The organism is Pulveribacter sp. (genome assembly GCF_032079985.1).
Taxonomy (GTDB): Bacteria; Pseudomonadota; Gammaproteobacteria; order Burkholderiales; family Burkholderiaceae_C; genus Melaminivora.
In genome coordinates this window covers 398221-417936 of record NZ_DAMATK010000001.1, presented here as the reverse complement: position 1 = coordinate 417936, position 19716 = coordinate 398221, and the positions used below count along the sequence as shown (strand labels likewise).

The 19716-nt window shown below is 72.8% G+C and carries 15 protein-coding genes; 9 read left to right on the top strand and 6 right to left on the bottom strand.

Annotated features, from left to right (window positions below):
• Positions 1-15 precede the first annotated feature (15 nt).
• From RT282_RS01895 to RT282_RS01860, 8 genes are all read left to right on the top strand, one after another.
• A complete protein-coding gene (locus tag RT282_RS01895) occupies positions 16-1476 on the top strand; it encodes a M20 family metallopeptidase (RefSeq protein ID WP_313311465.1) in 1461 nt (486 codons plus the stop codon).
• Positions 1477-1547: 71 nt separating this feature from the next.
• Complete coding sequence (locus RT282_RS01890; protein ID WP_313311464.1) at positions 1548-2243, top strand: response regulator; 696 nt, start codon at positions 1548-1550, stop codon at positions 2241-2243.
• Positions 2227-3747 carry a sensor histidine kinase N-terminal domain-containing protein gene (locus RT282_RS01885; protein WP_313311463.1) on the top strand — a complete coding sequence of 507 codons (1521 nt, stop codon included), beginning with the start codon at positions 2227-2229 and terminating at the stop codon, positions 3745-3747. Before RT282_RS01890 ends, RT282_RS01885 begins: the two co-directional genes overlap by 17 nt.
• 137 nt (positions 3748-3884) lie before the next feature.
• Positions 3885-4871 (top strand): tripartite tricarboxylate transporter substrate binding protein, encoded by a 987-nt coding sequence (locus RT282_RS01880; protein ID WP_313311462.1) that lies wholly within the window; start codon positions 3885-3887, stop codon positions 4869-4871.
• Between the two features lie 86 nt (positions 4872-4957).
• Complete coding sequence (locus tag RT282_RS01875) at positions 4958-5404, top strand: tripartite tricarboxylate transporter TctB family protein (RefSeq protein ID WP_313311460.1); 447 nt, start codon at positions 4958-4960, stop codon at positions 5402-5404.
• Positions 5405-5571: 167 nt separating this feature from the next.
• On the top strand, positions 5572-7086 hold the full coding sequence (locus RT282_RS01870; RefSeq protein ID WP_313311459.1) for a tripartite tricarboxylate transporter permease: 1515 nt from the start codon (positions 5572-5574) through the stop codon (positions 7084-7086).
• Positions 7087-7099: 13 nt separating this feature from the next.
• Positions 7100-8164 carry an AbrB family transcriptional regulator gene (locus RT282_RS01865; protein WP_313311458.1) on the top strand — a complete coding sequence of 355 codons (1065 nt, stop codon included), beginning with the start codon at positions 7100-7102 and terminating at the stop codon, positions 8162-8164.
• 40 nt (positions 8165-8204) lie between these two features.
• Complete coding sequence (locus RT282_RS01860; RefSeq protein ID WP_313311457.1) at positions 8205-9062, top strand: alpha/beta hydrolase; 858 nt, start codon at positions 8205-8207, stop codon at positions 9060-9062.
• Between the two features lie 44 nt (positions 9063-9106).
• Here the strand turns inward: RT282_RS01860 and RT282_RS01855 are convergent, their stop codons facing one another.
• From RT282_RS01855 to RT282_RS01830, 6 genes are all read right to left on the bottom strand, one after another.
• Positions 9107-10162, bottom strand: coding sequence for a diguanylate cyclase (locus RT282_RS01855; protein WP_313312576.1), 1056 nt, complete (start codon positions 10160-10162; stop codon positions 9107-9109).
• A 180-nt stretch (positions 10163-10342) separates the two neighbouring features.
• On the bottom strand, positions 10343-13177 hold the full coding sequence (locus RT282_RS01850; protein ID WP_313311456.1) for an ATP-binding protein: 2835 nt from the start codon (positions 13175-13177) through the stop codon (positions 10343-10345).
• A gap of 5 nt (positions 13178-13182) precedes the next feature.
• A complete protein-coding gene (locus RT282_RS01845) occupies positions 13183-13902 on the bottom strand; it encodes a hypothetical protein (protein WP_313311454.1) in 720 nt (239 codons plus the stop codon).
• Positions 13895-15292 carry a hypothetical protein gene (locus RT282_RS01840; protein ID WP_313311452.1) on the bottom strand — a complete coding sequence of 466 codons (1398 nt, stop codon included), beginning with the start codon at positions 15290-15292 and terminating at the stop codon, positions 13895-13897. Before RT282_RS01840 ends, RT282_RS01845 begins: the two co-directional genes overlap by 8 nt.
• A complete protein-coding gene (locus RT282_RS01835) occupies positions 15292-16005 on the bottom strand; it encodes a 16S rRNA (uracil(1498)-N(3))-methyltransferase (protein WP_313311451.1) in 714 nt (237 codons plus the stop codon). Before RT282_RS01835 ends, RT282_RS01840 begins: the two co-directional genes overlap by 1 nt.
• 73 nt (positions 16006-16078) lie before the next feature.
• A complete protein-coding gene (locus tag RT282_RS01830; RefSeq protein ID WP_313311450.1) occupies positions 16079-17203 on the bottom strand; it encodes a phosphotransferase in 1125 nt (374 codons plus the stop codon).
• A 50-nt stretch (positions 17204-17253) separates the two neighbouring features.
• On the opposite strand from RT282_RS01830, the gene RT282_RS01825 reads away from it, so the two are divergent.
• The gene (locus tag RT282_RS01825) at positions 17254-19665 is read left to right on the top strand and encodes an LPS-assembly protein LptD (protein ID WP_409519429.1); all 2412 of its coding nucleotides are present in this window, start codon (positions 17254-17256) and stop codon (positions 19663-19665) included.
• Positions 19666-19716: the final 51 nt, after the last annotated feature.

Below are 19716 nucleotides of genomic sequence, written 5' to 3'. Positions count from 1 at the left end.
CTGGAGACGACTGCCATGAACGCCCCCCTGCCCACCGCCGCACTCGACCCCGTCCTGGCCCTGGAGCGCGTCTCGCGCACCTGGGACGAGAGCATCGTGCGCGAGCTGACCGACTACATCCGCATCCCTGCCAAGTCGCCCGGCTTCGCCCCCGACTGGCAGGAGCAGGGCCACCTGGAGACGGTGCTGCGCAACACCGCGAGCTGGATCGAGGCGCAAAAAGTCGCCGGCCTGCAGCTGGAGATCGTGCGCCTGCCCGGGCGCACGCCAGTACTGTTCTTCGAGGTCGCCGCCACGCGCGCGGCCAGCAGCCAGACGGTGCTGATGTACGGCCACCTGGACAAGCAGCCCGAGTTCGACGGCTGGCGCGCCGACCTGGGGCCGTGGAGCCCGAAATACGAGGACGGCAAGCTCTACGGCCGCGGCGGCGCCGACGACGGCTACGCGGCGTATGCCAGCATCGCCGCGGTGCAGGAACTCAAGCGCCAGGGCGTGGAGCACCCGCGCATCGTCGGCCTGATCGAGACCTGCGAGGAAAGCGGCTCGGCCGACCTGCCGGCCTACATCGACGCGCTCAAGGGCCGCCTGGGCGACGTGCAGCTGGTCATCTGCCTGGACTCGGGCGCCGGCAACTACGACCAGCTGTGGCTCACCACCAGCCTGCGCGGCATGGCCAGCGGCACGCTCAAGGTGGAGATCCTGACCGAGGGCGTGCACTCGGGCGATGCCTCGGGCCTGGTGCCCTCGTCGTTTCGCATCATGCGCCAGGTGCTCGACCGGCTGGAGGACTCGGCCACCGGGCGCCTGCTGCCCGCCAGCTTCCACTGCGAGGTGCCGCAAGAGCGCCTGGCCCAGGCGCGCGCCACCGCCGCCATCCTGGGCGACGAGGTCTGGCGGCGCTTTCCCTGGGCGCACGCGGACTGCGGCGGCTCGACGCTGTTCGCCCTGCCCACCACCCAGGACCCGGTGCAGGCCCTGCTCAAGCGCACCTGGGAGCCCACGCTGTCGGTGACCGGCGCCGAGGGCTTTCCGCAGCTGAAGGACGCAGGCAACGTGCTGCGGCCCTATACCGCCTTCAAGCTCAGCCTGCGCCTGCCGCCGCTGGTGGACGCCGCCAGCTGCGTGCAACAGATGAAGACGCTGCTGGAAGACAACGCCCCCTACCAGGCCAAGGTGACCTTCGAGAGCGCCGGCGCCGCCAGCGGCTGGAACGCCCCCGACATCGCCCCCTGGTTCGGCAGCGCGCTGGACGCGGCCAGCCAGGCGCACTTCGGCGCGCCCTGCGGCTTCATCGGCCAGGGCGGCACCATCCCGCTCATGAACATGCTCAGCGAGGGCTTCCCCAAGGCGCAGATGATGGTCTGCGGCGTGCTGGGCCCGAAGAGCAACGCCCACGGGCCCAACGAATTCCTGCACGTGCCCTACGCCAAGCGGCTGACGGCGGCGGTGGCGCAGGTCGTCGCGGCCATGCCGTGATGGAGTTGATGGTGTTTTTGGCCTCCAGCTTGATGCGCAAGCGCGGGCAGCTATCAAATAACTAGCAACTCATGCGCATCCTGCTGGCCGAGGACGAGCCCGAGCTGGCGCGCTGGCTGGTGCAGGCGCTGGCCCAGTCCGCGCTGCAGGTGGACTGGGTCAACGACGGGCGGCTGGTGCTGCCGGCGCTGCGCGGCACGCGCTACGACGCGCTGGTGCTCGACCTGGGCCTGCCCGGGCGCGAGGGCACCGACGTGCTGGAGGACCTGCGCGACGCCGGCGAGCAGCTGCCGGTGCTGATCCTCACCGCGCGCGACTCGCTCATGGGGCGCGTGCACCTGCTGCGCGCCGGCGCCGACGACTTCCTGGCCAAGCCCTTCGAGATGGCCGAGCTGGAGGCGCGCCTGCTGGCCCTGGTGCGCCGTGCGCGCGGGGCCGAGCACCCGCGCTTTGCCTGCGGCCCGCTGGTGTGGGACCCGCTGGCGCAGCAGCTCTTGCTGCGCCACCAGCCGCTCAAGCTCAGCGCGCGCGAGCACGCGCTCTTGCGCGCGCTGGTGCAGCACAGCGGCGAGCCCATGTCCAAGCGCGACCTGCTCGAGCGCCTGTTCGCCGACGAGGCGGACGTGCAGCCGGAGGCGGTGGAGGTGCTGGTGCACCGCCTGAGAAAGCGCCTGGAGGGCAGCGGCGTGCGCATCACCACGCTGCGGGGGCTGGGCTACGTGCTGGAGCCGGGCGCCCAGCCCCAGGCTGATGCCCCCGCCCCGTGAGCGCCGCTGGGCGCGCTGGAGCCTGCGGCGCACGCTGCTGGCGGTGCTGCTGCCCGGGCTGGTGCTGGTCATGGGGCTGGAGCTCATGGTGAGCTGGCGCAACGACCTGGCCGCCGCCAACGCGGCGTTCGACCGCTCGCTGCTGGGCGCCATCAAGGCCATGGACGCCAACATCTCCACCGACGACGGCGGCCTGTCGGTGGAGCTGCCCTACCGCATGCTCGAATTCTTCGAGCTCACCGCCAGCGGCCAGGTGTTCTACCGCGTGGCCAGCGGCGACGGGCTGGTGGAGATCGGCGATGCCGGCCTGCCCGCGCCGCCCCTGCCGCTGGTGGACGGGCGGCCGCAGTTCCACGACGCGCAGTTTCTCGGCGTGCCGGTGCGCGTGGGCTCGTACGCGCGGCAGCTGCCGCGGCCGCTGTCGCAGGGCTCGCACTCCGACCGCGTGCTGATCCAGGTGGCCGAGACGCTGCAAAGCCGCCAGGACTTCACGCGCCGGCTGCTGCTGGAGAGCGTGGCGCGCGACGTGCTGCTGCTGCTGGCGGCCCTGGCGCTGGTGGCGCTGGCGGTGCACGGCGCGCTGCGGCCGCTGTCGCGCCTGCGCGCGGAGGTGGCCGCGCGCGGCAGCGCCGACCTGGCGCCCATCGACCCGCAGCGCGTGCCCAAGGACGTGCAGCCGCTGGTGCAGGCCATCAACCTGCACATGCAGCGCTACCAGCAGGTGCTGGGCCAGCAGCGGCGCTTCATCGACGACGCCTCGCACCAGCTGCGCACGCCGCTGACCACGCTGGCCACGCAGGTGGCGTTCGCGCTGCGCGAGCGCGACGCCGCGCGGCGCGACGCGGCGCTGCTGGCGCTCAAGGAGCAGGTGGACGGCGCCATCCGCCAGGCCAACCAGATGCTGGCGCTGGCGCGCGCCGACGCCGCGCCGCTGGACGGCCCGGGCGCGCCGGTGGACCTGCTGGCGCTGGCCGAGGGCGTGGCGCGCCAGCTGTGGCCGCTGGCGCGCCAGCACGGCATCGACCTGGGGCTGGAGCCGCTGCAAGGCGCCGACGCCGGCCCCAACGCCGACGCCGGCCCCGATGCCGCGCCCGCCCAGGCCCGCGGGCACGCGGCGCTGCTGCACGAGGCGCTGGCCAACTTGCTGCACAACGCCCTCTTGCACGCGCCGCGCGGCGGGCACGTGACGGTGCAGGCCGGCGTGCGGGGCGGGCAGGCGCTGCTGGTCGTGTGCGACGACGGCCCGGGCATGCCGCCGCAGGCGCGCGCGCGCCTGGGCGAGCGCTTCCTGCACGTGCCGGGCGCGCCCGCCCGGCCGGGCGCGCCGCGCGGCAGCGGCCTGGGCCTGGCCATCGCCCAGGCCATCGCCCAGCGCCACGGCGGCGCGCTCGAGCTGCACGAGGCGCGCCCCGGCCAGCCGCGCCCGGGCCTGCGGGCCACGCTGCACTGGCCGCTGGCGCCGGCGGCCCAGGCCGCGCCCGGGCTGCCGGCCGATCAGGGATAACCCTGTTTTTTTGCCCCCCGCGCTGAAAGCCGCGCGAAAGCCGGCGTTTCCTACAGTGCCAGCTCGCCCACGTTCGCGCCGCTGGCGGTGCCGCACGCTGGTGAATTCCTTCCCGTCCGCTCCCGAGGAGACATCCCATGAAGAAGACCCTGCGTTTTGCCCTGGCCAGCGCCGCGCTGGCGCTCACCGGCACCCTGGCCGCGGCCGGCCCGCTGGACAAGACCGAATGCATCGCCCCGGCCAAGCCCGGCGGCGGCTTCGACCTGACGTGCAAGCTGGCCCAGGCGGCGCTGATGGAGGGCAAGTACATCAGCGACCCGATGCGCGTGAGCTACATGCCCGGCGGCATCGGCGCCGTGGCCTACAACGCCATCGTGGCCCAGCGCCCGGGCGAGTCCAACACCATCGTCGCGTACTCGGGGGGGTCGCTGCTGAACCTGGCGCAGGGCAAGTTCGGCCGCTACAGCGAGGCCGACGTGCGCTGGCTGGCGGCCATCGGCACCGACTACGGCGCGGTGATCGTGGCCGAGAACTCGCCCATCAAGTCCATCGCCGACCTGGTGGCGGCCATCAAGGCCAACCCGGGCAAGGTGGTGTTCGGCGCCGGCGGCAGCGTGGGCAGCCAGGACTGGATGAAGGCCGCGCTTACCGCGCGCGCCAGCGGCCTGGACCCCAAGGCCATGCGCTTCGTGGCCTTCGAGGGCGGCGGCGAGGCGCTCACCGCGCTGCAGGGCGGCCACGTGCAGGTCTACTCGGGCGACGCCTCGGAGGCCGAGGAGCAGATCAAGGCCGGCGCCAAGATCCGCGTGCTGGCGGTCATGGCCGACAAGCGTCTGGAAGGCAGCATGGCCCAGGTGCCGACCATGAAGGAGCTGGGCTACGACGTGCAGTGGCCCATCATCCGCGGCTTCTACATGGGGCCGAAGGTCAGCGACGCCGACTTCCGTGTCTGGAGCGACACCTTCGCCAAGATGATGGCCACGCCCCAGTACGACAAGCTGCGCGCCGAGCGCGGCCTGTTCAAGTTCGCCCTCACCGGGCCCGAGCTGGACGCGTTCATCAAGGAGCGCATGGCCGTGTACCGCAAGCTGGCCGCCGACTTCGGCCTGCGCGTGGCGCAGTGACCGCGCCAGGCAATCCAGACGTTTTTGGCCGCGGGCGCTTGCTGGACGAGCGCCTGCAGCTAGCAAAACAATAGCAGAGGTATCTCATGGCGGATCGCATCCTGGGCGTGCTGGCCCTGGCGCTGGCCCTCACCATGGCCTGGATGGCGCAGGCCTACCAGGCCGAGTTCTCCTACGAGCCGGTGGGCCCGCGCGCCTTCCCGCTGCTGCTGGCGGCGCTGCTGGCGCTGGCCGGCATGTGGCTGGCCGTGCGCCCGGGCCGCGCGGCGCAGCCCGCCGCCTGGCGCCCGGCGCCGGCGCTGCTGCTGGTGGTGGCCGCCATGGTGGCGTATGCGCTGCTGTTCCAGACGCTGGGCTTCGTGCTGGCCACCACGCTGATGGCGCTGCCCGTGGGGCGCAGCTTCGGCGGGCGCATGCTGCCTGCCCTGGCCGCCGGCGCCGGCCTGGGCCTGGGCCTGTACTTCCTGTTCGACAAGCTGTTCGACGTGATCCTGCCCACCGGCGTGCTCGCGTTCGTCCTCGGGGGGCGATGAAATGCAACACACCCCCCTGAGCGGTTGCACCGCTTCCCCCTTCCCTGGCGCCTCGCGTGCAGGCGGGACGCCGCCCGTGCGGCGCGGCGGCCCCTGCACGGCGGCCGCTGGCGCAGGCCGCGCGCAAGGCAGCGCGTGCGCCCCTATGTATCCAAGGAGCTGCTGACATGGGAGACACCCTGCACCACCTGGGCGAGGGCTTTGGCGTCGCCCTGGCGCCCATCAACCTGCTGCTGGGCCTGATCGGCTCGTTCATCGGCACCGTGGTGGGCATGCTGCCCGGCCTGGGGCCGATCAACGGTGTGGCCATCCTGATGCCGCTGGCGTTCGCGCTCAAGCTGCCGCCGGAGTCGGCGCTGATCCTGCTCACGGCGGTGTACATCGGCTGCGAGTTCGGCGGGCGCATCTCCTCCATCCTGATCAACGTGCCGGGCGACGCCGGCGCCATCATGACGGCCGTGGACGGCTACCCCATGGCCGTGAAGGGCCAGGCGGGCGTGGCGCTGTCGATCTCGGCCTGGTCCTCGTTCATCGGCTCGTTCGTCGCCTTCGTCGGCATCGTGCTGGCCGCGCCGCTGCTGGCCCGCTGGGCGCTGGCCTTCGGGCCGGCGGAGTACTTCGCGCTGATGTGCTTCGCCTTCGCCTGCATCACCGGGCTGATGGGCGACGCGCCCATGAAGGCGGTGCTGGCGGCGGTGCTGGGCCTGTCGCTGTCCACCGTGGGGCTGGACAGCAACTCGGGCGTGTACCGCTTCACCGCCGGCAGCGTGCACCTGTCCGACGGCATCCAGTTCGTGGTGGTCGTCATCGGCCTGTTCTCGGTCAGCGAGATCCTGCTGATGCTGGAGCAGCACTTGGTGCAGGCCCCGGCCATCCGCGCCATCGGCCGCAACCTGTTCAACCGCGCCGAAATGGCGCTGACCTGGTGGGGCACGGTGCGCTCGTCGGTGCTGGGCTTCGTGGTGGGCGTGCTGCCCGGCGCGGGCGCGACCATCGCCAGCGCCATGGCCTACACGCTGGAAAAACGCCTGTGCGACACCCAGGGCACCTTCGGCAAGGGCGACATCCGCGGCGTGGCCGCGCCGGAGGCGGCCAACAACGCCTCGGCCAACGGCTCCTTCGTGCCCATGCTGACCCTGGGCGTGCCCGGCTCGGGCACCACCGCGGTGATGGTGGGCGCGCTGTCGCTGTACAACATCACGCCGGGCCCGGCCCTGTTCACCCAGCAGCCCACGCTGGTGTGGGGCCTGATCGCCTCCATGGCCGTGTGCAACGTGCTGCTGCTGGTCATGAACATCCCCATGATCGGCCTGTTCACGCGCATGCTGGCGCTGCCCAACTGGATCCTGGTGCCCGGCATCCTGGCCATCAGCGCGGTGGGGGTGTACGCCATCCACGCCACCACGTTCGACCTGGTGCTGATGGTGGTGCTGGGCATCGTGGGCTACCTGCTGCGCAAGGCCGGCGTGCCCATGGCGCCCTTGATCCTGGGCTTCGTGCTGGGCGACATGATGGAGCAGAACCTGCGCCGGGCGCTGTCCATCACCAATGGCGAGCTGGGCATCCTGTGGGAAAGCCCGATCTCCATCGGCCTGTGGATCGGCGTGGCCACCATGCTGCTGGTGCCGCCGCTGTACCGGCGCCTGGCGCGCCGCCGCGCGGGCGCTGCCCCCGCGGCCTGAGCAGGACAGCGCGGTGTCGGGCAGCGGGCGGCAGCTGCGCGGCTGGGGCGCGCTGGCCCTGTGCAGCGCGCCGCTGGCCGCCGCCTTGCTGGCGCTGCACGTGCCGGCGGCCGTGCTGCTGGCCTGCATGGTCAGCGCCATGGCGCTGGCGGTGCGCGGCACGCAGCTGGCGGTGCCGCGGCGCGTCTTCGGCTGGGGCCAGGGGCTGCTGGGCTGCCTGATGGCGCAGAGCCTACAGCCGCGCCACCTGGAGCTGCTGCTGCCGCGCTGGCCGCTGCTGCTGGCCGCCACGCTGGTGCTGATCGGCGCCAGCACAGCGCTGGGCTGGTGGCTGATGCGCCGGCAGGTCATGCCCGGCACCACGGCGCTGTGGGGCATGTCGCCCGGCGCCGCCGCCGCCATGGTGGTGCTGGCCGAGCAGTACGGCGCCGACGCGCGCCTGGTGGCCTTCATGCAGTACACCCGCGTGCTGCTGGTCACGCTGGCCGCCGCCACCGTGGCGCGCCTGGCCGGCGGCGCGCACCCGCTGGCCGCGGGCGACGCGCCGTGGTGGGGCGCGCCCGCCTGGGGCAGCCTGGCGCTGACCGCGGCGCTGGTGCTGGGCGGCAGCGCGCTGGCGCGGCGCTGGTCCATCGCCGGCGGCGCCATGGTGCTGCCGCTGGCGGGCGCTGCGCTGGCGCAGGCCGTGTGGCACGTGCAGCCGGCGCTGCCGCCGGCGCTGATGCTGGCGGCCTACGCCGCCATCGGCTGGAGCGTGGGGCTGCGCTTCACGCGCGCCATCTTGCTGCACGCGCTGCGCGCGCTGCCGCAGGTGGTGCTGTCCACGCTGGCGCTGATGCTGGTGGGCGCGGCCACCGGGGCGACGCTGGTGCTGGCCGCCGGGGTGGACCCGCTGAGCGCCTTCCTGGCCACCGGCCCGGGCGGGGCCGATTCCATGGCCGTCATCGCCGCCACCAGCGCGGTGGACGCAGGCTTCGTCATGGCCATGCAGCTGGCGCGCTTCCTGGTCGTGCTGGCCGTGGGGCCGGCGCTGACGCGGCGCCTGGCGCGCGCCAGCGGCGCGCAGCCGTCCCTATGATGCGTCTTCCGCCCTCCCCCGGCCCCGCCGCCTTCGCGCCATGACCGCTTCGATCCGCTCCCTGCTCCCGGCCCGCGACGGCACCGCGCTGGCGCTGCACGATTGGCCCGCGCCCGCCGGCGCGCCCGCCGCCACCGTGGTGCTGGTGCACGGCCTGGGCGAGCACGCCGGCCGCTATGGCGCGCTGGCGCACTGGCTGGCCGAGCGCGGCTTGGCCGTGCGCGGCTACGACCAGCGCGGCCACGGCCAGTCCGGCGGCAACCGCGGCGCCCTGCCGCACGACGAGCGTCTGCTGGACGACCTGGCCCTGGTGCTGCAGGACACGCGCCGGCAGATGCCCGCCGGCCAGCCGCTGGTGCTGCTGGGCCACAGCATGGGCGGCCTGGTTGCCGCCGCCTTCGTGGCGCGCGGGCAGGGGCCAGCGGTGGACGCGCTGGTGCTGTCCTCGCCCGCGCTGGCGGCCTTTCTGAACCCGGTGCAGCGCCTGCTGCTGGCCACGCTGCCCAGGCTGCTGCCCGACCTGCGCGTGGGCAACGGGCTGGATGCGCGCCAGCTGTCGCACGACGCGGCGGTGGTCGCCGCCTACCAGGCCGACCCGCTGTGCCACGACCGCATCAGCGCCCGGCTGGCAGGCTTCATCGGCGGCGCCGGCGCGCCGGTGGTGGCCGGTGCCGCCCGGTGGCGCCTGCCCACGCTGCTGATGTGGGGCGAAGGCGACCGCATCGTCGACCCCACCGGCTGCCGGGCGTTTGCCGCCGCCGCGCCTTCGCAGGTGCTCACGGCCCGGGGCTTTCCCGGGCTGTACCACGAGATCTTCAACGAGACCCCGGCGCTGGCCGCGCCGGTGTATGCGCTGCTGCAGGACTGGCTGGCCGGCCAGGGCCTGGTAAAAATATAGCCAAAAGTGCCTCCAGCGCTTACTGGTAAAGCGCTGGCAGCTCCTTATTCAGGAGCATCCCCGGGCGCCCAGACCACCCGGTCGCGCCCCTGGCGCTTGGCCGTGTACAAGGCCTTGTCGGCGCGCTGCAGCACGGCGTTCATGCCCTCGCCGGGCTGCAGCCGCGCCGCGCCGATGGACACCGTCAGGCCGACCGTGGCCGGCCCGTGCAGGGCCACCGGGCTGGCGGCCACGGCCCGGCGCACGCGCTCCAGCAGCCGGGTACCCTCGGCCACCGGGGTGTTGCACATGAGCAGCACGAACTCCTCGCCGCCCCAGCGCGCCAGCACGTCCGAGCTGCGCACGCAGCGCGTCACCGTGCGTGCGAAGGCCTGCAGCGCCTCGTCGCCGGCGGCGTGCCCGTGCGTGTCGTTGACGGCCTTGAAGTGGTCCAGGTCCAGCTGCGCCACCAGCAGGCTGTGCTGGCTGCGCTGCGAGCGCCGAATCTCCAGCTGCAGCACCTCCATCATGAAGCGGCGGTTGGGCAGGCCCGTCAGCTCGTCGCGCGTGGCCAGCTCGCGCACCTGCTCCACGGCGCGGGCCAGCTCGGCCTTTTGCCGGCGCAGCTTCTCGCGCACGGCGTGCGCGCGCATGTTCAGGAAGGTGCCGGCCAGCAGCACCACCACGATCATCAGCAGGTAGGCCGCCGTCAGCGCCAGCGGCTGGTTCTGCGGCTCGCGCCACTGCACCCAGGCGATGGCCAGGCCGAACAGCACCAGGCCGTAGACCAGCACCCACACCATCTGCCGCGGCGTGAGGCCGAACACGCCGAACATCAGGATCACCGCCAGCACCGGCAGCACGATGCCGCGCGCCTGCCCGGCGATCACGTAGGCCGCCGCCACGCAGGCCATGGAGGTGACGTTCTGCGCCAGCGTCAGCGCCGGGTCGCGCCAGCGGCGGCTGTAGCCGCTGCGGATCAGCGCGTAGACCACGACCAGCCCCGAGGAGCACACCAGCGCCCACGCGTGCACCTGGAGGGCCGGCACCAGGCCCGCCGCCACCGCCAGGTACATGGCGCCGATGCAGCACAGCATGAGCAGCGCCGCCAGCCCCGTCATGGCCAGGCGGATGCGCTGGTAGGGATCGCGCGTGAGCAGCGCGTCCAGCAGCCGAGCGGCGGCGCCGCCTGGCTGCTGCTCCTGGGGTGTCACATAGGCTCCTGTTTTTTCCTGCTGCCCGATCTTAGGCAACCTCGCCCCCGGGCGTGCAAGATAAGGCCAACTGCTGCCGCCAGCCGGTCAGGCCGGCAGCGGCCGCCGCTCCGGCACGCCGCGGCGCTTGGCCACGGCGATCGGCGGCGCCCAGCGGGCCCCCGCCGGCTTCTTGCTGGTCACCAGGGTGATCTCGGCGGGCTCGAAGACCTCCAGGTTGTGCGTGATGGGCGTGGTCAGCACGTACTGCGCGCGCGTGCTGCGCAGGAAGTGGCCGACCAGCTGGATGTTGCGCACGTCCAGGTGGGCGAAGGGCTCGTCGATGAAGACGAAGCCACCCGAGCCGCTTTCCTCGTCCTTGAGCAAGCCCACCAGCAGGATCAGCGACTTGATGACCTGCTGCCCTCCCGAGGCCTCGCCGTCGTTCAGGCCGATGCTGCCCTTGCCATCGAAGGCGAAGTGCACCTTCAGCCCGGCCTGGGCCAGCACGGTGTCGTCGTTCTCCAGCAGCGGCAGCTCGGCCGCCACCTCCACGCCGGCCAGCTGGCCCAGCTCCTGGATGTTCTTGCGGTAGCGGCGCACGGTGCTGCGCAGCACCTCGATGTAGCTCTCGCGCGCGTTCATCACCGCCGTGGCGGCCTGGGCGTTCTTGGCCTGGTGGTCCGAAAGGCTCAGCGCCTGCTCGCGCACGGTGGCGTCCATGCGGCGGTGGCGCTCCTGCACGGTGGCGTCCTGCTCCCAGCTGCCCTGCTGCAGCTCCTGCTCCAGCGCATGCAGGCGCAGCCGGGCCTGGGTGTCGTTCAGGTATTCATCCACCAGCGCGGCGATGGCCGGCGGCGCGATCCAGCGTGCGGGGAACTGCGCGCGCTGCTGCTGGCTGCGCGCCACAGCGCCCTGCTGCTGGCGGCGGCGCGCGCTCCATTCCTGTGCGGCGCGCTCGCTGTCGCCGCGGGCGCGCTGCAGCTGGGCCTCCAGGCGCTTGTGCTCGTCGTTGAAGGCGCGGTGCCGGTCGTGGGCGCGCGTGGTCTCCTGCTCCAGCCGCTGCCACAGCTGGGCGGTGGCGACGCGGGCCTGCCTGGCAGCCGGCAGCTGCTCGCGCGCCTGGGCGAATTCGTCGCTGCGGCGCGCCAGCTCCTCGGCGGCGCTGTGGCCCGCCAGGGCGTTCTTGGTGTCGCCGATCTGGCGCCGGGCGGCCATGAGGGCGTCCAGCACCGGCGCCAGCTGGGCGTCGATGCGGGCCAGCTCGCGCTCGGCGGCGGCGCGGCGGGCCTGTACGGCGCTGGCGCCGAACTGGTGCTCGTGCGCGTCCACCCACATGGAGCGCGCGCCGCGCCCGTCGTGCATGTAGGCCTGGGGCGTGACCCAGGCGCCGCCCAGCTTCTTGCCCTCGCGCGGGTCGGCCACGCAGCGCAGGTTCTGCAGCTGCTGCACCAGCCAGCGCGGCACGGGGGCGGTGAACTTCACGTGCGCAAGCAGCGTGCCGCTCTCGCCCTTGAGCGCCACGGCGCCCGGCTCGACGATGTAGTGGCGGTAGCGCTCGCGCTCGCCCAGCTCCCAGGCGTCGGCCAAGTCGCTCGCCTTGTCCAGCAGCGCCACCCAGCGGTGGCCGCGCAGCACGCCCTCGATGGCGGCGCGCCAGCGCTCGTCCTGCACCTCCACCACCTCGGCCACGAAGCGGTGGCCGATGCCGCGGGACGTGAGCGCCTTGCGAAAGCGCGCCACCTCGGGCGGCAGCGGCGGCAGGTGCTGCCCTTCCAGCGCCGCCAGGGCGGCGGCCGCCACCTTGCGCTGCTGGGCGAGCTGGCTGCGCTCGTCCTGCAGGGCGGATTCCTGCTCCTGCAACCGGGCCAGGTGGGTCTGCAGCTCGTCGGCGTTGCTGCCCTTGTCCACCAGGGCCAGCAGCTCCTGCTCGCGTTTGGCCAGCTGCTCCAGCGGCGCCTCGTGGCGCGTGGCCTCGTCCAGTTGCTGGCGCGCCTGGTCGCGCTCCACGCGCAGCTGGGCGGCCTGCTGCTGGGCTTTGCCGCTCTCATCGAGCAGGTGCAAGAGCCGCTTGTTCTGCACCGCCTGCTCGGCCAGGGCGGCGCGGTGCTGCGCCTTGTGGCGGCGCAGCTCACGCGAGTGGCGGGTCAGCGCCTCGCGCTCGCCATGCCAGGCCAGCACGGGCAGCACCTCGGTGGCCAGGCGCTCGCGCTCGGCCAGCTTGAGCTGCCAGGCCTGGTAGCTGGCAACGCGGTTGTGCAGCTCGGCCAGCTGGGCGCGGCTGTGGTCCATCTCGCGCTCGGCCTGGGCCATCTCGCGCGCCAGCTGCTGCTGGTGCTCGCGCGCCTGGTCGTAGGCGTCCAGCACCTGCTGGTCGCCGAACACGTCGAACACCAGGCGCAGCAGCTCGCGCGGGCTGAATTCGCACAGGCGGTCAGTCTGGCCCTGCTCCAGCGACAGCACGCGCGCAATCGCCGGCGACAGCCCAGCGGCCGACAGCACGCGGCCCCAGGCCTCCACGCCCATGAAGCCCAGGTCTTTTTCGGGCATGTCCAGCATCTGCTCGACGGAGACGTCGCCCTCCAGCAGGCAGTAGCGGCGCTGCCAGTCGCCGCCATTGCGGTCGATGCGGCAGGCCAGCGTGACCTGGTCGCTGTAGAGCAAGCGCCGCGCGAACGGGCGGCTGGAGCTTTGCCGCCCCTGCGGCCGGTTGTCCACCACGGCGCGCAGCCAGGCGGTCTGCGCGCCGGCGTGGCGGGCATAGGTGCGGTAGTCGCGCGGGGCGGAGCAGCGCAGGCCCAGCAGCGTGCGCATGGCGTCCAGCAGCGTGGTCTTGCCCGAGCCGTTGGGCCCGGCGATGGTGATGATGGAGCCGTCCAGCGGCAGGCAGATGCGCTGGCAGTAGTCCCAGTGGACGAGTTCAAGGGTTTGCAGGTGGAACATGCGAGTCAGTCCTCCTGCGCCGCATTTGCTTCTGTATTGATAGCTGCCTGCGCTTGACTGGCAAGCGCTGGAGGGCGATTTGATTCAGACTCTTCTGCCGCCCGCTCCCGCGCCAGCACGTCCGCCAGCGCCCCGTCCAGGATGCGCGGGGCCAGTACGTCGTAGTCCAGCAGCACATCCAGCAGCGGCCCCTCGGCGATCTCGTCTTGGCGGCGCACGATGAAGCCGTGGCGCTCCAGCAGCTTCAGGTTGGTGTCCAGGCGCAGCTTCTTGCCCAGCTGCGCGCCGTAGTCCTCCAGCAGCGCCTTGTAGGACACCAGCGGGCTGACGCTGGCGGCCTGCGGCAGGGGCTTGGCGCCGGGGAAGAAGTCGTTCTGCCCGGCGTCGGCCTCTTCCACGCGGCTGGTCTGGCGCTCGCGCTTGGGTAGCACGATCAGCGCCCACAGCACGATGAGCAGGGCCTGGGCGTCGCGCGGCAGGTCCAGGTTGTTGTTGCCGTTCAGGCCGGCCTCGCCCATGACGGTGTTCTGCGCGGCCGGCAGCAGGGCGACGCTGACGTGGTCGGCGTAGATGCTGTCCATCCAGCGCAGGCCGCACTGACCCAGGCGCTGCTCGACCTGGGCGAACAGCTCGGCGTCGACCAGGGCGCGCTTGACGCGCGGGTGGCTGCGCGGCAGCCAGCGGCGCGTGAGCAGTTCGGCGGTCAGGAGGGCGGCGTCATCCATTGTTCAATTCCTCTGCGCGCGGGGGGCTGTCGTTGGTCGCCGGCACCAGCCGGCCGCGGCTGAGCAGCTCGACCTGGTCGTGCCCCAGCGCCTGGGCCTCGGCCTGCCATTCGATGCGCCACGGCTGGCGCGCCAGTTCGCCGGTCAGCCCCGGCAGCACGGCGGCCTGCGGGTCGCCCAGCAGGGGCAGCAGCTGGGCCTTGTAGGCCAGCTGGGCGTAGCGCGTGGCGGCCGGGCGCGGGCCCAGCAGGGCGTCGGCGGCGCTGCGGGCGTCGGCGCCAGCGTCGTTGTTGGCAAGATCGCCGGCCCATGCGGCCAGCAGTGCATTCAGGTCGCCCAGCTCGCGCGGCAGGGCCACGGCGCTGAGCTGGCCGGCGGGCGCGGCCTGGGCGCTGGGCAGCGCCTCGGCCTGGTTGGCCTGGGGCCGGTCGCGCTCGAACTCGGCCTCGACCACGTCCAGCAGTTCGTGCGGCGCCAGGGTCGCCAGCTGCGTGGGCTGGGCCAGGGCGCCGTCCAGCAGGCGCGGCAGCTGGGGCGCGGCCTGCAGCCAGCGCCTGACGTCGGTGCTGGTCAGGCCGGTGGTGCCCAGGGTGACGCGCTGGCGGTCCACCTGCTGCAGCGCGCGGTTGAACTGGCTGGCCATGGCCAGCAGGCGCGACTGGGCCTGGCCCAGGCCGCGCGCGGCGCGCTCCAGCAGCAGGTGGCCCTGGGCGTTGCCGATGAGGGCGCTGATGGCGTCCGACGCGCGGTCGATGAGCACGGCGGCGCGGTCGTAGCGCTTGCGCGCCTCGCGCAGGCGGAACTCGGAGCCGCTGGCGATGGCATCGGCGAACTCGCCGTGCATCCGCGCTAGCTGGGCGTGCAGCAGCTGCACCTGGGCGGCGTCCACGCTGCCCAGCTGGTTGGCGCCGACCACCTGGCCCAGCAGCGCGGCCAGCTCGCCGCCATCGGCGTCACCCTCCTCGGCCGTCTCGGCGGCCAGGGGCGCCAGCAGGCCCGCCACGCGCTGGGCCAGGGGCGGCAGGGCGTAGGTGCGCTGGGTCTCGTCCCAGGCCAGCAGGGCCACGTCGCGCAGGCGCTTGAGCACGGTGTCCAGCGCTTCGGGGCGCAGGGCGGCGAACAGCTCGTCGACGCGCTCGCGCGGCCACTGCGCGTCGCCCTGCGAGGCCAGCTGCAGGAACACCCACACGCGCAGCTGCACCAGCGCCGCCGGGCCGTGGAACAGGCCGCTCAATGCCTGGGTCAGCGCCTGCTGGCGTGTGATGCGCCCGAGCAGCGGTGCGTCGGCGGCGGCGTCACCGAAGAGGTAGCCGTCACGGAAGAAATCGGCCACGGCGCCCAGGCCGGCCCCCAGGTCCGCGCCCTCGTCCAGCTCAACGTCCAGGGGCATCAGGCCAGCCCCAGCACGGCCAGCGCGGCGACCGAAGCGGTCTCGGCCCGCAGCACGCGCGCACCCAGGCTGGCGGGGGCGAAACCGCGGGCCAGGGCGGCCTCTTCTTCCTGCTCCGTCAGGCCGCCCTCGGGGCCGTGCAGCACCCACACGGGGCCGGCGTCGCCGGCAGCCTGTCGCAGCGGGCGGCTGCCATCGCGCAGCGACAGCAGCAGGCGCGTGCCCTCGGCGCCGCCCCGGCGCAGCCAGTCGGCCAGGGCCAGGGGCGCGGCCACGGGCGGCACGCGGTTACGCCCGCACTGCTCGCAGGCAGCCACGGCGATCGCCTGCCAGTGCTGCTGGCGCTTGGCGGCACGCTCGCCGGAGAGCTTGAGCACGCTGCGCGCCGCGGCGATGGGCTGGATGCTGGCGGCGCCCAGCTCGGTGGCCTTTTCCACCAGCCAGTCCATACGCTCGTTGGCCGGCATGCCCACGGCCAGGTGCACGGCGCGCGCGGCCTCGCGCTCAACGGCCGCGTGCGCTCCCACGGTCACCTCGACGTCGGAGCGGCCCATGCGCGCCACCGTGGCACTCCATTCGCCGCCCTCGCCGTTGAACAGCGTGAGCGCGTCGCCCGGCTGCAGGCGCAGCACCTGCACATGGCGCGCGGCCGTGGGCGGCAGCGCGATCCGCGCGCCGGCGGCCAGGGGCAGGGGGCAGTGAAAACGTGGCATTTGCTCTTGAAACAATAGCTACCAGCGCTTGACTGGCAAGCGCTGGAGGCCGATTTGGCTTAGATAGTCAGACTCAGACGCGCCCGAAGGCGTAGCCCGTGGCGGCCTGCGTGCCCTCGATCTCGTCGACCAGGCGCAAGAGCGGCGACAGCTCGCGGTAGCGCCCGGCGGTCTGGCGGATGTAGCGGATGAAGCGCGGCGCATCCGCCAGGTAGCGCGGCTTGCCGTCGCGCAGCGTCAGGCGCGCGAAGATGCCGGCCACCTTCAGGTGGCGCTGCAGCGCCATCCAGTCCACGGCGCGGTAGAACTCGCCGAAATCCTGGCCGAAGCCGCTGCTGCTGGCCGCGCCCAGGATGCCGGCGCGGCGCGCCTTTTCCCAGTAGCGCACGGTGATGTCGATGACGAACTCTTCGTCCCAGCTGATGAAGGCGTCGCGCAGCAGGCTGGCAATGTCGTAGGTGACGGGGCCCAGCACCGCGTCCTGGAAGTCCAGCACCGCCAGGCGGCCGTCCGGGCCGGCCATCAGGTTGCGCATCATGAAGTCGCGGTGCACGAAGACCCGCGGCGCGGCCAGGTTGTGCGCCACGATGGCGTTGAAGGTGCGCGCGAGCACGGCCTGCTGGGCGTCGCTCAGGGCCACGCCGCGGTGGCGCGCGATGTACCAATCCGGAAACAGCTGCAACTCGCGGTGCAGCAATGCCTCGTCATAAGGAGGCAGCACGCCAGCCTGCGTGGCGCGCTGCCAGTCCAGCAGCACGTCCACGGCCTGCAGGTACCAGGCGTGGGCGGCCTGGAGGTCGTCCTCGCGCAACAGCTCGATCACCGTCTGGCGGCCCACGTCGGTCAGCAGCATGAAGCCCTGCGCCTCGTCCCACGCCAGGATGCGCGGCACGGCCAGGCCGGCCTGCTGCATCAGCGCCTGCACGTGCACGAAGGGGCGGCAGTCCTCGCGCTGCGGCGGGGCGTCCATGACGATGAAGGTGGCGCCGCCCGGGCCGTCCACGCGCAGGTAGCGGCGAAAGCTCGCGTCGCTGGAGGCCGGGCGCAGGCTGTCCGGCTGCAGCTGGTAGGCCGCGGCCATGGCGCCCAGCCAGACGGTGAAGGCCTGCTGGCGCGCAGGGTCGTCCCAGGTCACGCCGGCACGGGCGGGCGGCGGCGCTGCGGCCGGGGCGGTGGAGGAGTCGGGCAAGTCGCTCATGGATAATCGAATTTTAGAACCCGCCTCCGCCCGCTTCGCCGCTGCTGCCTGTGCTGCTCCACCGCCCGCGTCCTTCCCCGCCCTCGTCTCCACCCTGCCTGCCGGCGCGCCACGCGCTTGCGCGGCTGGCGGCGCTGGTGCTGTGCGGCGCGCCGCTGGGCGCCCTGGCCCAGCAGGAGCCAGCCCCGCCGCTGCAGTCCAGCCCCGCACTGCAGGAGGAGCTGCCGCCCCTCGTGCGCGCGCAGCAGCCGGTCTTCGTGCGCGGCGACCAGCTGTCGGGCCAGCCCGACATCGAGGCCACCATCGAGGGCAACGCCGAGCTGCGCCGCGGCGACACCATCATCCATGCCGACCGCATGCACTACGACGTGCCAGCCGACCGGGCCCGCGCCAGCGGCAACGTGCGCATCAACCGCGCCGGCAACCGCTATGCAGGCTCGCTGCTGGACATGGAGGTGGACGCCTTCCACGGCTTCTTCAACGAGGCCAGCTACCGCTTCCTGGCCAACGGCGCGCACGGCGAGGCCTCGCGCGTGGACTTCATCGACCGCGACCACTCCGTGGTGCACGAGGCCACCTACACCACCTGCGAGCGCACCGACGAGGCCAGCTGGCAGCCCGACTGGGTGCTGCGCGCGCGCCGCATCGAGCTGGACCAGGCCGAGGAAGTGGGCCGCGCCGAGGGCGGCGTGCTGGAGTTCAAGGGCGTGCCCATCCTGCCCGTGCCCTCCATCACCTTCCCGCTGTCGGACAAGCGCAAGTCCGGCCTGCTGCCGCCCACCGTAGGCCTGGACACCGTGAGCGGTGTGGAATACGCCCAGCCCTACTACTGGAACATCGCGCCCAACCGCGACGCCACCATCACCCCGATGCTGATGACGCGCCGCGGCGTGTCGCTGGCCGGCGAGTTCCGCTACCTGGAACCCACCTACAGCGGCGAGCTGGGCGCGCAGTACATGCCCGGCGACCGCCTGCGCGACCGCGACCGCTGGGCCTGGCGCAGCCAGCACAACGGCGTGTTCGATACCCCCGTGGGCGGCGTGGGCCTGTCGCTGAACATCCGCCGCGTGAGCGACGACGACTACTGGCGCGACTTCACCCAGCGCGGCAGCGGCTTCGGCGGCACGCAGACGCAGCTGGCAGAGCGCCTGCTGCCCGGCGACGCCAGCCTGAACTGGGGCCGGGGCGACCACAGCGTGACGCTGCGCACCCTGAAGTGGCAGACCCTGCAGGACCCGTTCGCGCCCATCGCCCCACCGTACGACCGCCTGCCCCAGCTGCACTGGCGCTACGCCCCCAACCAGTTGCCCGCCGGCTTGGACGCCAGCGTGGAGGCCGACTACACGCACTTCTCGGCCGACCGGCGCTTCTACGCCCAACCCAACGCGCGCCGCAGCTACGCGCTGGCGCAGGTCAGCCGCCCCTTCCTGGCGCCGGCCGGCTTCATCACCCCGAAGCTGCAGTTGCACGCCACCAGCTACGAGTTCGACGCGCCCCTGGCCAACGGCCAGCGCTCGGCCACGCGCACCCTGCCCACGTTCAGCCTGGACAGCGGCCTGGTGTTCGAACGCGACGCCAGTTTCTTCGGCCGCGGCTTTCTGCAGACGCTGGAGCCGCGCGCCTTCTACACCTACACACCCTACCGCGACCAGAGCCTGCTGCCGGTGTACGACACGGCGGCCACGGACTTCAACTTCGCCTCCATCTACACGGAGAACGCCTTCGGCGGCAACGACCGCCTGGCCGACAACAACCTGCTGACGCTGGGCGTGACCACCCGGCTGCTGGACCCGGACAGCGGCGCCGAAGCGGCGCGCTTCGGGCTGGCCCAGCGCCTGCGCTTTTCCGACCAGCGGGTGACCATGCCCGGCGGCACGCCCGCCACCGATCGGCTGTCGGACGTGCTGCTGGGCGCAGGCATCAACTGGACGCCGCAGTGGAGCCTGGACAGCACCGTGCAGTACAACCCCAAGGACGGGCGCTCCATGCGCACCACCGTGGGCGCGCGCTACTCGCCCGGCGCCTACCGCACCGTGAGCGCCGCCTACCGCGCGCAGAAGGTGACCGACCTGATCACCGAGCCCAGCAAGCAGCTGGACGTGGGCTGGCAGTGGCCGCTGAACGACCTGTGGGGCGACCGCCGCAGCGCGCCCAGCCAGGACGCCGGGCGCTGGTACAGCGTGGGCCGGCTCAACTACAGCCTGCAGGACCGCAAGCTGGTGGACACCGTGGTCGGCCTCGAATACGAAAGCTGCTGCTGGATCGGCCGCGTGGTGCTGGAGCGGCTGCAGCGCAGCGTCACCTCCTCCAGCACGCGCATCATGTTCCAGCTGGAGTTCATCGGCCTGTCGCGCCTGTCGCTGGGCGCCAACCCGCTGGCCTCCCTGCGCCAGCACGTGCCGCGCTACCAGTACCTGCGCGAAAACGTCACCCAGCCCAGCCGCTTCACCCAGTACGATTGACGGCTGCCTGCCGGCGCCCCTTTTTCCTTTCAGCCGGCGCCCCTTTCCAGA